11 protein-coding genes and 1 riboswitch are annotated in these 13,315 nt (G+C 48.7%); of the genes, 6 read left to right on the forward strand and 5 right to left on the reverse strand.

The window, feature by feature from the left end:
* Window positions 1-170: 170 nt before the first annotated feature.
* The gene (locus PsWM33_RS25465; protein WP_063293929.1) at window positions 171-773 is read left to right on the forward strand and encodes a helix-turn-helix transcriptional regulator; all 603 of its coding nucleotides are present in this window, start codon (window positions 171-173) and stop codon (window positions 771-773) included.
* A 24-nt stretch (window positions 774-797) separates the two neighbouring features.
* Here the strand turns inward: PsWM33_RS25465 and PsWM33_RS25470 are convergent, their stop codons facing one another.
* The gene (locus PsWM33_RS25470; protein ID WP_063302089.1) at window positions 798-1,424 is read right to left on the reverse strand and encodes a helix-turn-helix transcriptional regulator; all 627 of its coding nucleotides are present in this window, start codon (window positions 1,422-1,424) and stop codon (window positions 798-800) included.
* A gap of 392 nt (window positions 1,425-1,816) precedes the next feature.
* Here PsWM33_RS25470 and PsWM33_RS25475 point away from each other — a divergent pair, with 392 nt between their 5' ends.
* Together PsWM33_RS25475 and PsWM33_RS25480 are read left to right on the forward strand one after the other, a co-directional pair.
* Window positions 1,817-3,841 carry a diguanylate cyclase domain-containing protein gene (locus tag PsWM33_RS25475; protein WP_208994751.1) on the forward strand — a complete coding sequence of 675 codons (2,025 nt, stop codon included), beginning with the start codon at window positions 1,817-1,819 and terminating at the stop codon, window positions 3,839-3,841.
* A 29-nt stretch (window positions 3,842-3,870) separates the two neighbouring features.
* Window positions 3,871-4,212 (forward strand): DUF2293 domain-containing protein, encoded by a 342-nt coding sequence (locus PsWM33_RS25480; protein ID WP_063302091.1) that lies wholly within the window; start codon window positions 3,871-3,873, stop codon window positions 4,210-4,212.
* Between the two features lies 1 nt (window position 4,213).
* Here PsWM33_RS25480 and PsWM33_RS25485 read toward each other — a convergent pair whose 3' ends face one another.
* Window positions 4,214-4,477, reverse strand: coding sequence for a hypothetical protein (locus PsWM33_RS25485; RefSeq protein WP_063302092.1), 264 nt, complete (start codon window positions 4,475-4,477; stop codon window positions 4,214-4,216).
* A 260-nt stretch (window positions 4,478-4,737) separates the two neighbouring features.
* On the opposite strand from PsWM33_RS25485, the gene PsWM33_RS25490 reads away from it, so the two are divergent.
* Window positions 4,738-5,637 carry a glycosyl hydrolase family 18 protein gene (locus PsWM33_RS25490; protein ID WP_063302093.1) on the forward strand — a complete coding sequence of 300 codons (900 nt, stop codon included), beginning with the start codon at window positions 4,738-4,740 and terminating at the stop codon, window positions 5,635-5,637.
* 60 nt (window positions 5,638-5,697) lie between these two features.
* Here PsWM33_RS25490 and ettA read toward each other — a convergent pair whose 3' ends face one another.
* From ettA to PsWM33_RS25505, 3 genes are all read right to left on the reverse strand, one after another.
* The gene (gene ettA / locus PsWM33_RS25495; RefSeq protein WP_063302094.1) at window positions 5,698-7,347 is read right to left on the reverse strand and encodes an energy-dependent translational throttle protein EttA; all 1,650 of its coding nucleotides are present in this window, start codon (window positions 7,345-7,347) and stop codon (window positions 5,698-5,700) included.
* 223 nt (window positions 7,348-7,570) lie between these two features.
* Entirely contained in the window at window positions 7,571-8,236 is a 666-nt protein-coding gene (locus tag PsWM33_RS25500) for an energy-coupling factor ABC transporter permease (protein ID WP_063302095.1), read from the reverse strand.
* A 36-nt stretch (window positions 8,237-8,272) separates the two neighbouring features.
* Window positions 8,273-8,483, reverse strand: a riboswitch (cobalamin riboswitch).
* Window positions 8,484-8,839: 356 nt separating this feature from the next.
* Complete coding sequence (locus PsWM33_RS25505) at window positions 8,840-9,655, reverse strand: hypothetical protein (RefSeq protein ID WP_208994752.1); 816 nt, start codon at window positions 9,653-9,655, stop codon at window positions 8,840-8,842.
* Between the two features lie 425 nt (window positions 9,656-10,080).
* Between PsWM33_RS25505 and PsWM33_RS28230 the strand changes: the two genes are divergently transcribed.
* On the forward strand, window positions 10,081-11,517 hold the full coding sequence (locus PsWM33_RS28230) for an ammonium transporter (RefSeq protein WP_208994753.1): 1,437 nt from the start codon (window positions 10,081-10,083) through the stop codon (window positions 11,515-11,517).
* On the forward strand, window positions 11,432-13,288 hold the full coding sequence (locus tag PsWM33_RS28235) for a putative bifunctional diguanylate cyclase/phosphodiesterase (RefSeq protein WP_208994754.1): 1,857 nt from the start codon (window positions 11,432-11,434) through the stop codon (window positions 13,286-13,288). Before PsWM33_RS28230 ends, PsWM33_RS28235 begins: the two co-directional genes overlap by 86 nt.
* The last annotated feature ends 27 nt before the right edge of the window (window positions 13,289-13,315 follow it).

Here is a 13,315-nt window from a genome sequence, read left to right on the forward strand (position 1 = left end):
ACCGAAAAATATACCGTGCAACTACATACGTATTATCGATTTCTCACTAAGCTATAGAATGTGGATTAGAAGAACGACTCTTTTTAAGATGAACTTCCTTCCACTCAAATGCACACTATTACGCCATCAGCCGTTTTTAGTTGCTCGGTGTATAACAGGAATCCACTAGCTTGAACCAAGAGACCGCCCATATTGTAGACCAAGCATTCTGCAAGTTTCTTGCAGACAGCCTTGACCGGCTACAAAAGGGCGTGGCCATTATTCAAGGTAATGGAACCATCCTGCAATGTAATGAGTTTGCAAAGCGCTTGTTTGAGCAAACACCTCAGATCAAGGTCAGCACCGGACGGCTAGAGTTCACCGACCCGAGCCACCAGCGCGAGTTCCAGAACGCACAAAGTCTGGCCACAGCAACAATTGATCTGGATGTACAGCAAGAGCTTGTCCTCAGAAGAGATGAGGCATTTCTGCGTCCAATCCATATCGACATACGCCTGGTCGATACTGAGTTCGACGATCTGTTTTTTCTGTTCGTCACGGATCTGGAGATCCAGCAGCAAATCAACATCCAGAAGGCAACCGCCCTCTTTCGCCTGACAGATAAGGAAGCGATTGTCCTGGAACAGCTGTCTGGCACACAAACAGAGCCTCAGATTGCTGCTGATCTGGATATTACAAAGAACACGCTGCGCACACACCGTAAAAACATCTACGCAAAGCTCAACGTGAGCAGTCGCGTGGAACTGGCGATGCTTCTGTCAATTCTGGTTTAGGAAGAACGTGAAGTCGCGAGCAGCTTAGTTGGGTGAGACCTTATAAAGACAACGCCGGTCGCCTTTCAGGATATGCTCAACACGCTCGACGCGCACATCATCTCCCAAAACCTCCTGAAACAAATCAAGCTCTGATCGACAAAAATGTTGGCAGGACCGGGCTGCAGCACAAATAGAGCAATGGTTCTCTGCAAACAGATAGCCATCCTCGCCATCCTTCAGAACCTCAGCCATGTACCCTTCTTCATTGCGCTGTTCAGCAAGACAATGCAGCTTGTCAGACAGGGTCTTTGCAGACTTCATCGCAGTCAGATAGGACTTCCGGGATTGATCAGCCCGCGCATCTATGAGGCGCTGGAGTCCTTCTTCGCCGTAAAGATCTTTGATGTTGCCAAGCAGATCAACCAGCACACCGCTATGATTATCTGGAAATTTTCTGTTACCTGTCTCGGAAAGACGCCAGGTTCTGCGAGGACGCCCCACAGTCCCTTTCAGGTCTTCAAACTCAACAAGATCAGCTTCCAACAACGCATCAAGATGTTGACGTACTGCCACAGCCGTCACGCCTAAATGTTTGGCCATGGTTGCAGCTGTGTTCGGTCCGCGCGATTTCAGCGCGTACATCAAACGATCTTTCGTACGGTCACTCATAGGCATCTCATAGCACAATCAAAATTATATGAAAAGTTTTAGCTTTCCTAATAAAGTAAAAGCTGTAGTGCACCAACATTAGCAAACAACACGAAGGAATCACTGATAATTTACCCATAAAATAGTATTGTCTTTGAACTATAAGAGATTATGCATCATAATTACTCCCCTGCATATGTAATGCGCAAATAAGAAATTTCACTTTTCATATAAATCAGAAAAATAGAAGGTGCTTATCCCCATTTTTCTAAAATTTACCTAGTATTTTTATAGTATTCACATAAAGATTGCCCCTTAAATCTCACAGAGACCCCCGCTTTCCTTTTGCGTAAAAGCACATAATCCCTATCAATAAGGGCGTGGTAAATAATTGGTTGATAGTGGTGGGAATGATGTCTGAAGCAGGCAACACAAAATACAATATCGAGTACCCGGCATATAAAACAAACCTGCATCCAGTAGAGATGCCCCCGCTGCCATTCGCTCAGTCTGTCCTGCGCGTCTACGAGAAACTGTTCGAACTCCCGACCTTCATCATGGTCAATCAATCAGAGACAGAGAGTGGTTCAGAGCTTTTCGTTTCAGATAGCATTCACCCCTATAAGAACCAGCTCAACAATCTACTCTCCAAGATTACAGAACTCCCAATCTGCGGAGATGATGTGCAGATTTTCCCACATAGGTTTAACGGCGAAGACGCACCCTCAACTGTCAGATCACCGCATCTTGCAACGCAGTTCATCGCACTCATGCCTCTCTCCCTCCACGAGCGAGTGATCGCCGTCGTGGGTATTCTCTGCAAGTCCGATACAAACAACACTGCCCACTTACCCAGAACACATTTCCAGCCAGCCACGCCTTCAGATCAACTCATAAATGCAGACCTAACCAAAAAGCTCAAAAGCTTCAGAAACCTGGCAAGAATTCTGGTTCCCGGTCTGCTCCGCATCCTCTCAACAAACGATTTGTGCAGCACATTCTCAATCAATGACAAGGAGGCAACAAAATACTTGCTGCCACCAGAGCAAGCCAATCCGCGAGAAATCTTCACAGTCTGCAATATTGACCCGTTGACTGGCCTGCGAACCAGAGAGAGCTTTGAGCAACTTATCTCCGACGCCATTGAAAGCGTGACAAACCCAGATCAGCGCGTGGCCTTGTTCTATGTCGATCTGGATCATTTGAAAATCATCAACGATGCTCACGGGCACGCTGCAGGCGACGCAGCTTTGGTGGCCATTTCCGACCGTTTGAAGCAGATGGAATGTGAAAACGTCACGGCTCTCAGATTGGGCGGCGATGAATTTGCATTGCTCTTAGAAGACACTACATGTCATCAGATCAGAGTATTGCTTGAAGAGTTACCGATATCGCTCAGTCACCCGATCTATCATGAGCACAGCGAAATACGACCCAAGGTCAGCATTGGCGCTGCGGTATTCCCACGCCACGCAAACACTGTGAAGGAATTGCAGGATAGTGCCGACACAGCTCTGTATCATGCAAAAAAGAGGGGCCGAAATCGTGCCAGCCTGTTCAATCAGGTCATGCGCACCCGGTTGGAACGGCAGGTCACCCTACAGCAAACCGCAAAACAGGCACTCTTGCAAAACCAGGTCGGAACAATCTTCCAGCCCATAAGGTTCGGCCAAACAAGCCAAATACGAATGTTGGAGGCCCGGCCAGAATGGCCATCTCAGATTTTAGAAATTGCTCGGGGATGTGACCTTTCAAACATCTTTGACAGCGCCAGCTTCAGTAATGTTCTTGGCGAGACAACAATTGCAGCCATCATTCACACCATGCGCACCTGTCAGAACACTCCTATGCAACATTGGGAGTTCCTATTCCGCGTCCCCGTTCCCTCTGTGTTAAAGGAAGGATTCTGCGATGATCTCAGCTACCTTTTACAGGAAAACAATGTATCGCCAGACAAGTTCACATTGGAGATCCCCTCGCGCGTTCTCTTGAGAGCCAACGCTCATATCCTCATTGGCCAGCTGAATGAACTAACAAACACAGGCGTCAAGTTGTGCATCAACCACTTTGACTCCGGCGGACTGAAGATTGAGCATTTCCAGAAACTGAAGATCTCCTACATCAAACTACACGCAGGCTCTGTAGAACGACTGTTTGAAGACGATAAAACAGCACGATTGCTCTCTGCCGCAACTGAGTTCGCACACGCATTAAACATCGAGATCATCCTCTCAGAAATCAAAAATGCAAATACCGAAGAGAAACTGAGAAAATTAGGAGCAGAATACGTCCAAGGCGCATTCTATGGCCCAGAACAACGCTTTTCTGAGATTTACAAGAAGCACGTGCTCGGCATCTCGCCAGATCCAAACCAAAGAGTAAAAACAAACATGGCACGTAGAAGAATATCGCGCCTGCCATCATCCGTGATAAATTAGCCCGCAACACCAGCGCAAAGAGATCATGTGTGAGCAAGACCAAAAGACAACGAGCGATCAGCAACGCCCTCAGCACGCTTATTCCGCATGTTCCATTTCTGGATGCAACTGAAATACGCAGCAAAGCCAACCAACAACATCTTCGCCATCTACCAGCTCACATTGCTGTTTTCTTGGCAACCACCAGCTACGTCCGTCATCAATACACAGACTATGATGACCTGCTGAGGGAAGGATTGGATCGGGATGCCGCCCGGTATTGCGTAGCGGATGAGATGGAAGCCACCATCACATCGTGGCGTGGAAGCATTACCGCTGAAGAGCTGCTTGCCGCTCCCAATGAAAGCGGCGAGCAAGATCAGTCGCTATAAATTATCGGCAAACACCAATAATCCAAGTAAATGCAAGCGCTACGAGACACAGCGCAGGGATGATGATCGCAGCATACCCGAAGAATGCAATTGCTAAACCCCATCCAACAAAGAAGTTCGCGCAGAAATAGTATTTTGCTTCACTGTTGCCATGCACAGCATCTTTGAACAACCAACCGATGATTGGAACAAGAAAAAGAAGCTTAAAGAAGAGTGGATCATTATCCTGCTGAGCTTCAGCAGAAGACAGAGTTGTATCGCTCATTACAGTGCCCGTTATTGATTGATGGGGGAAGAACACAGAGTTGACTTACATCAATTTAACAGTCACGCGCATGCGTCACATCAGCACATCTACGTATGAGGCATGAATATAGATGATGGTTCGTCTCCCATCACCTGGCCGAAGTCTCACGTGTAGCTCTAAAAGCATTAACTAAAACACACTTACCAGATCACGACCTCTCCTGATTTTCGTCAGCTAAACGCGAGCTCATTGAGCACAAGAGAAAAAAAGGAAATCAGATGTCGAATAAAGAAATTGTCGGCTACGCTCTCAGCACAAATGCACAGCTCATCGCTGAAATGGCAGAGAGCGATTATACAACAGTCATTCTTTGCTTTGTCGTGAGCGATGAAGCCGGAAATCTCTCTCCAAGCACAGAACTTCAAGCCATGTTCAATGCACCGGACTTGATCAGCAATCTGAAAAAAGCTGGCAAACGTGTCTTGATTTCAATCGGCGGCGAAGTCTTTACAACCGCAGCTTGGGCCGCTCTTGCAAACAACCTCGACAACACAGTCCAACAGCTGACTAAGATGGTAACCGACCATGGCCTTGATGGTGTTGATATCGATTGGGAGGATACCAACTACTCTGGATATGACGCCCCAACTTTTCTGGTTGATCTATCCAAGGCGTTAAAATCAAAACTTCCTGAAGACCAGAACTTCTTAACACATGCACCACAAGCACCATACTTTTATGGTGGATCCGGGTACTTACAAGTGTACGTTGATGTGGCCAAGAATGCCGGAGACGCAGTCGATCTTTACAACATCCAGTACTACAACAATCAGTGGTATGTCGGTGAAACAGCTGAAGAGGAAACAGGAAAAGTCGCGGGTACTGAGCCGGTTGGCGGAAGTACGTTTCCTTCTAGCATTATCGGAATCGCATCAACCGGTGCTCCAATCTCCAAGCTTATTCTCGGCAAACCGACCACGCTGCAAAATGTCGTCGGCTCAGCCGCAGTAAACGGCTATCTGCCCGCTGATGAGATCGTAGACAACCTCATCACACCTCTACTCGCAAAAGAACCTGACTTTGCCGGCGTGATGGGTTGGCAATATCCTACTCAATACGGTTCAGATACAGGCACTGATGAATGGGCAGCAACCATGGCAAAGGCGCTTGGTAACTGATGTTGAGCAACAAAAAAGGCCCGCAAAATGCGGGCCTTAATTCTTTCAAGCAAGCTAGACTTAGCGAGTAAGTGGCTTGTACTTGATGCGGCTTGGGTCTGCAGCGTGTGCACCTAGGCGGCGAACCTTGTCTTTTTCGTAGTCTTCAAAGTTACCTTCAAACCACTCAACGTGGCTATCACCTTCAAAGGCCAGCATGTGCGTTGCAAGACGGTCAAGGAACATACGATCGTGCGAGATAACCACGGCACAACCAGCATAGTTCTCAAGCGCATCTTCCAGAGCTGCAAGTGTTTCGGTGTCAAGATCGTTGGTCGGCTCATCGAGCAGAAGAACGTTTGCGCCTGACTTCAAAACCTTAGCAAGATGCACGCGGTTCCGCTGACCACCGGACAGGTCACCAACTTTCGCCTGCTGTCCTGCACCCTTGAAGTTGAAGGAGGAACAGTAAGCGCGTGAGTTGATCTCTTTCTTATCAAGATAGATCACTTCAGCACCTTCGGAAATTTCTTCCCAAACGGTCTTGCTGTCATCCAGCTTATCACGGGACTGATCCACGTAGCCAAGGTGCACGCGGTCACTCACAACCACTTCACCGCTGTCTGGTTTTTCCTGACCGGACAACATCTTGAAGAGTGTTGACTTACCAGCACCATTTGGACCGATGATTCCAACAATACCCCCGCGCGGCAGTTTGAAGGACAGGTCATCAATCAACAAACGATCGCCAAAGCCTTTGGAAACGCCTTGAACGTCGATAACATTATTGCCCAAACGCTCACCAACAGGGATCAGGATCTGCTCAATAGAAGGCATACGCTCTTCTTGTGCAGTCAACAGAGCATCATAAGCATTAATACGCGCTTTTGACTTGGTCTGACGGCCCTTCGGCGTCATGCCCATCCATTCCTGCTCACGCTTGATCGCACGGGAGCGAGCCATGTTTTCACGGCCTTCCTGCTCCATACGCTTGGTTTTCTGACCAAGGTAAGTGGAGTAGTTGCCTTCATAAGGAATGCCCTGACCGCGGTCGAGCTCCAGAATCCAGCCAGTCACGTTGTCAAGGAAGTAGCGATCGTGGGTAATGATCAGCACTGAACCCTTAAACTCACGCAGATGGCGTTCCAGCCAGTGCACGGTCTCAGCGTCAAGGTGGTTGGTTGGTTCGTCAAGCAGCATCAGGTCAGGCTCGGACAAGAGCAGCTGACACAACGCGATACGGCGACGCTCACCACCAGAAAGGTTATTTACAGGCGAGTCGGATGGAGGGCAGCGAAGCGCTTCCATTGCCATCTCAACCTGGCTTTCCAGATTCCACAGATCCTGCGCATCAATGATGTCCTGCAGCTGAGCACCTTCATCGGCTGTCTCATCTGAGTAATTCATCATCAGTTCGTTATAACGATCCAGAAGAGCCTGCTTGTGCGCAACGCCTTCCATCACGTTTTCAAGGACGGTCTTGTCCTCGTTCAGCTTTGGTTCCTGCGGCAGATAGCCAACTTTGGCACCTTCTGCAGCCCATGCTTCACCGGTGTACTCTTTATCAAGACCAGCCATGATCTTCAAAAGAGTAGACTTACCTGCACCGTTTGGACCAAGGATACCGATTTTCGCATCCGGGTAGAAAGACAGGTGAATATTGTCGAGTACTTTTTTTGCACCGTAGGCCTTGGAGACCCCGTGCATGTGATAGATGAACTGGCGCGCCATGGACTGCCTGCATCTCCTGATCTGTGTAAACAATGAAATCTCTGGAGAGCACTCATAGTGGAAGCAGCGCCAAGGGGCAATCCATAACACTTCAGCGATGATCAAATCCGTCGCTTTTTCTCCTCAAACGAGGAATTTCACGACAACACCTGGTCACTTCCACGCAAGAAAAAGGGCAGCAGGTTTCCGCTGCCGCCCCAATAACAATCAAACTCGTAAAAACTTATGCCAGCTTCAGCTGCGGAACTACTGTCAGGTTCCGAACAATCGCATTGTCTTCAACCGCCTTGAGCCCCTTCACAGCAATGAAGGTGACTAATGGTTCACACGCAACAATTACCAGATAAGACAGAGCAAACTGCGCCCATGCCGTAAACGGCGTAGCAACTTCACCAATCATCAACCAGAAGCCAACCATGCCAGTCACACCAGCATAATACATCGCATCCAACTTCAGGATCTGCGCAAAAGTCAAACGTTTGGTCAGATCCTTAGCGAACAACTGACGGCCACTCAAATAATGTACAGAGATAAGCGGCAGCATCAAAGATAGGCTGTTGACCCCCAAATGGTACATGTCCTGCGGATCAAACGCGAACGCTTGCAACAGCAAGCCGAGCGCAAACCCAAGAAGAACAGGTGTAAATCCCAGCGTCAGATACATGGCCATAGCACCGATAAAATGGAGTTCGGATGCTCCAACGGACATATGGAAGCTCTGCATGAAAATAGAAAAGAAAACCGCAGCCAACAGTGTCTTTACAGGAATCAGCGGATCTTTCATAAATTCTGAGGCCTGCTCTTTGCAGCCCCACACAAAAACACCGACTGCACCTGCATTGGCAGCAATAACCTTGGCGGCGGAAACGTAACCCGGTTCAATATGCATATAATATGCTCCTCTTCGCACCCTCCGTGCGGTCATGAGTTTATGTCGTGTCGGGCAGGTTTCCTGGCTTATGGCTTTTGCGTCCTCCGCCTTCCCAGAGATCATCTCCAGTGGCTTTTAAGAAGAACGCACCACGTAACAGTTGCGGGGGCAGCTGCGGTTCGGGCCCATCTTTGGTCATCCCTACCGCATTCCCTTTTCATCCAAGAAGCTTGGCTTCTACAGAACCCAACAGCGGGAATATCCTAAATTACAGGAGAAGACACAACTAAAAATAAGAGGCAATTGGGATAAGCAACAATCAGAGGGATGCAATGGCCCTTTTAACCCGCCAGAGCTGCAGGCAAAAAAAGAGGCGTGTACCCGTTGGTACACGCCTTTAAGAAAGTTGACACTCCCCCATCCGAGTGCCAGCCGAAGCTGTAGTTAGAAATATCAGAGTGCCCCACCTCTTCATTGATCTTCATCAAAATAAATAAAATTACCTCAAAAACATCGTATATTATTCAACATTACAAAAGCGCTCTGATTTTCAATCGATTAAAACTAGAATAGATCAAATATATCTCACGTGGGTTGCAACGAAAGTCTTAGTATTTTCTATTAGTTCTTACTATAAGTTCTCTCCGAAGGTGCCTGCCACGAATATTTCCTTAGCCAATGCTCCTTAGGAGAAATCACAAAGCTCCATGAGTTTTGCTGCTCTCCAGATTCATCAGGAGTTGAATCTGCTGGGCGAATGGAAGCATCCTGACTGGCAGAAATCTGTATTTTGAGCACCCCCTCACCTTTGCCAGCAAGCTTCAGTAAGCCAAGATCACTGTGAGATCGTCCAAGAAAAATCTGAGGTGCTGTTCCTATTCTCTCCCAAATCGTTCGAGCAAGATCTGTTGAGGACACCGCTGCTGCGTGGGGAGTAACCTCGATAACCCGAAATCTTGGAAGCCCGTAGTTCAACTCCGCCATAGTGCGATCTACTTCATGGTCTCCAAAGCTTAAAACCCAGATCTGGAAGTGATGTTCTTTCAAAAATCCCACCAGCTCTTTCAGGGGCTGAAAAGCGAACTCTCTATACGTCGCGCCAACAGCCTTCGGCCCGTGTAATGACAGATGAGCGCGTACGCTTTCAGAATAAACAACGAAGCTTCCAAAACTACCGCTAGCTTCGGGCGGCATCACTTTATTGTCCGCACCAGCAAGTGCCTCACTCCATAAAGCCCCATCGCCAACCAATACAGCAACACGGTCATCGAGTTTCACATATTCAGGGCTCCCGGCCCGAGCCATACGCTCTATGCTTTCCACGATACCATGGCGCGTTGTGGTTGAGCTCCAACTCGGCAAGATATTATCCCGCTCACCGCCAGTTGGCTGCAAGACCGAAACCGCTGAGTATAAGAACAAGCTGGACCACTGCATCGCTCAAGACCACCTGAAAGTTGTTTCAGTAAGATGGTGAAATACAATGCACATCAATTGCCCATAAAAAATGAACTAAATACTGTTGTGAAAAGAGAAGAGAATCATAATTGACAGCCAGCCCCTCTTCTCTCTCAAATTGAAGATAAATACGAGTATTCACGTATATAGAAATTTCACTCAACGAAACATTTACTTACAATTTTCATGATTTTACTTTGAATGCATCAGATAAACGTCATATACGCCCCTCTTTTCGATGCTTTTTAGAATGGAACTCGGTTCATCCCTAGAATTCTTAATAGATGCGCAATAATTTCAAACAATTATGCCGAGGAATTTCCTGGGGTACCCAAATGCATTTTCGAGCCCTCTTACTTCCTGTATTGCTCCTTTTCGTTTTAATTGGTTTATCGATACACTTCATGTCAGCGTCATCGTATGCATCGATTTTCGATCCTGCGACAGGTGGCCTGCACATTCAGCTCAATCAAGCTGAACTGCTCACTCAACAGCAGAACCTATGGACCATATTGTCTGTTGGATTGTTCGCGCTTGGTGTTCTTGGAATACTGATTGTCTATTCCAGCCTGTTTATTCAGGAGCGCATGCGGGCCACCCGCTTGTTCAATCGGGCCTTTCTCCTTATCGCCATCAGTTCGGCAGCATGCCTGCTCATCGACACAACGCTGAACTTGCCTGATGTAACTGCACAATTGATCCTCTGGCAGTCTGAAGTGGAGTTTAGACCACAGGGAGACATCCACGCCGCAGCAATCCACGCAGCGATGGCGGCGATGGCGGCGATGATCGCAGTCGTGGCTTATCTGCCTCTATCGCATCAACTCACACTGCGTGCGACGATCATTCTCGCACTCTCAATCGGCGGGGTCATCTACCCTGCCTACCTGAAGGGTGTCCAAGGGTTGCTGCTTCATCCGATTAGCCAAAAAACCGTTCTATCTGTCGGTTTCGAGCAGATTGGCGGCGGTACCGTAGTCACATTGCTCGCAACCTTTGTGGCCTTTTCCGGCATGTTAGTGACCGGACTAAGAAACTCACCAGCGTTACCTGAGTACATTCTGCGCAACACACAAAACTACAATGTGCTGCAGATCAAAGCAGGCGCAGCGTTGATGGCCGTTGGCGGCATTGGCTTTTCTGTCGGTAACACAAGCATTTACTCCGGAGAGCTGGGCAGCGCGATCTTCAACGTTCTTGTCGCAATCGGTGTCTCGGTACTATTGGGTGTCGCCCTCGGCTTCTTCGCACCGCGCAAGGTCATGTACCCAACCATTTTGCTGAGCATCATCGGCGGCTTGTCCTCCGTTCTCGGAAACGCCCAGCATCTGACCGTTGCAGGCATCGCTCTTATTGCTCTGACGGCCTCAGCTGCTTCTATAGCAGTCGCGCGTATTATCTATGCAAGGTCTAAGACCCACAAAGTCATCATTTACTACACCAGCCTTGGCATTGGCTCTCTGATTGGCCTTTTCGGCTTCACAACCGCACTACCAGCAGACCATGCGCTGGCTGGGTTCAGTCTGGATAACCTTATACTTCAGGCAGTTGGAGCTTTACTGACCATCCTTTGGGCCTTCTTGTCAGGTTTATTCCTGTTTACGGCCTTCAAATATACGAATCAGTTCCGCCAAGCCGACGAAATCGATCTGAATGAAACGCCGATTGTCAGCACCATCAGCCAGATGGAGAACCTGATCGGCAAGTTGGTTTGGCATGACGCCAAGCTGGATGAGCGCTTGCCGGTACGGGACAGTGACCCACAAGAACGCCTCGCTTCGCTCTTCAACACGTTCCTCGATAAGCTTCAGAGCGACGAAAAACGGCGAAAAATCAAATAGTAAGCAGCAGGAAGAACTCAGCAAACTCGCCGCATTTGCAGAAGGCGCATTCGAAGGCCTGGCTATCTCGACAGACGGTATTATCGTGGAATGTAACCACGTGCTCTACGAGCTGCTGGACTATCAGGCAGGTGAGATGCGTGGGACCAGCTTGCTGTCTCATGTCGCGCCAGACTTTCGCGAAAAAGCGCGTGAGAGCATTCTAGCCAATGAACCGACTCCGAACGAAGTCATGCTTTTAAGCAAGTCTGGCGAGCGTATTCCGATTGAAGTTCGTGGTCGCTTGATGGAAGTGGCGGACGAGAACCTTCGTGTCTCAGCTGTGCGTGATATGCGCAAGCAGAAGGAAGACGAAGCACGCATTCTCCATCTTGCTCAGCATGATATGTTGACCGGCCTGCCGAACCGCACCTACTTCCGCGAACGCTTCCAGAAAGCAATCGAAAACCAGGCAAACGCAGAAGAATCGATCTCAGCAGTCATGTTACTGGATTTGGATCTCTTCAAAGATATCAATGACTTATATGGTCACCCAATCGGTGACAAACTCATCCAGATTGTCGCCCGCCGTCTCAATGCATGCGTCACCCATCACGACACAGTGGCCCGTCTCGGCGGTGATGAGTTCGCAATTATTCAGGTCAATCTCAAGACAACGGCTGAAGTCGGCCTCCTGACCAACAAGATCATCGAGGTCCTGTCAAAGCCGATCCATGTTGGCAACAACATCACGGTCAGAACGAGCGCCAGCATTGGTATCGCGCTGATTCCGGACCATGGGACAGATCCTGATGAGCTGATGTCCAAAGCAGATATCGCTTTGTATGAGGCGAAAGAAGCAGGCCGAAACACCTTCGCGTTCTTCGAAGACAAGATGGAAGAAGCCATTTTACTGAGAAGAACAATGGAAGGCGACCTGCGTAACGCATTGGAAAATGAAGAACTTCAGCTCCACTTCCAACCGCAAGCTCGCTCTGATACCCGTTCCATCGTCGGCTTCGAAGCGCTTCTGCGTTGGAACCATTCGGAGAAAGGCCAAATTGGGCCGAACAACTTCATTCCGGTTGCAGAAGAAAGTGGTCTGATCATTCCGATTGGCCGTTGGGTTCTGAATGAAGCCTGTGCGCAAGCTTCTCAGTGGCCGGAGCGGTACCGTGTAGGTGTAAACCTCAGTCCGGTGCAGTTCTGTGATGAGTACCTCATACAGGAAGTTGAAGGCGCTCTGGCACGAAGTGGGCTATCTCCGGAGCGTCTGGAGTTGGAAATTACTGAGAGCGTGCTGATCCACGATGACCGCCGCGCGCTCAATACTCTGGGGCAACTCAAGGAGTTAGGTATTACCATCGCGCTTGACGATTTTGGTACCGGCTACTCCTCCCTCAGCTATCTGCGTCGCTTCCCGTTTGATCGTCTGAAGATCGACCGCAGCTTTGTCAGCGGTGTAACTCAGACGCCGGAACTGGCAGCAATCATCCGTGCTGTCATCGATCTTGGGCAAGCTCTGGGAATGGAAGTCATCGCTGAAGGTGTTGAAACTGAACCAGAATTAGAGCTGTTGCGCAATGAATCCTGCGATGAAGTGCAAGGCTTTTTGATTGGCCGTCCGCAAGTAATGGATGGTGAGATGGCAAAACATGTCAGCAATGCCAACCTGGAAATTCAGGCTTTAGACCAATACATCGCAGCACTGCAGGAAACCTCTCTGAAGCTAAAAGAGAAGGAAAAACAAGCAGCTGACAAAGCTCTGTGCATGATAGATGCAGGTGACTAACGCAGCATTTCAGCACTAAAACAACAA

It is taken from the genome of Pseudovibrio sp. WM33, assembly GCF_001623165.1.
Taxonomy (GTDB): domain Bacteria; phylum Pseudomonadota; class Alphaproteobacteria; order Rhizobiales; family Stappiaceae; genus Pseudovibrio.

Bases quoted from the DNA above. Each gene is read 5' to 3' on its own strand.
- PsWM33_RS25505 (WP_208994752.1), bottom strand. From the start codon at position 9,655: ATGCAGTGGTCCAGCTTGTTCTTATACTCAGCGGTTTCGGTCTTGCAG.
- ettA (WP_063302094.1), bottom strand. From the start codon at position 7,347: ATGGCGCGCCAGTTCATCTATCACATGCACGGGGTCTCCAAGGCCTAC.
- PsWM33_RS25490 (WP_063302093.1), top strand. From the start codon at position 4,738: ATGTCGAATAAAGAAATTGTCGGCTACGCTCTCAGCACAAATGCACAG.
- PsWM33_RS25485 (WP_063302092.1), bottom strand. From the start codon at position 4,477: ATGAGCGATACAACTCTGTCTTCTGCTGAAGCTCAGCAGGATAATGAT.
- PsWM33_RS25475 (WP_208994751.1), top strand. From the start codon at position 1,817: ATGTCTGAAGCAGGCAACACAAAATACAATATCGAGTACCCGGCATAT.
- PsWM33_RS28230 (WP_208994753.1), top strand. From the start codon at position 10,081: ATGTCAGCGTCATCGTATGCATCGATTTTCGATCCTGCGACAGGTGGC.
- PsWM33_RS25470 (WP_063302089.1), bottom strand. From the start codon at position 1,424: ATGAGTGACCGTACGAAAGATCGTTTGATGTACGCGCTGAAATCGCGC.
- PsWM33_RS25500 (WP_063302095.1), bottom strand. From the start codon at position 8,236: ATGCATATTGAACCGGGTTACGTTTCCGCCGCCAAGGTTATTGCTGCC.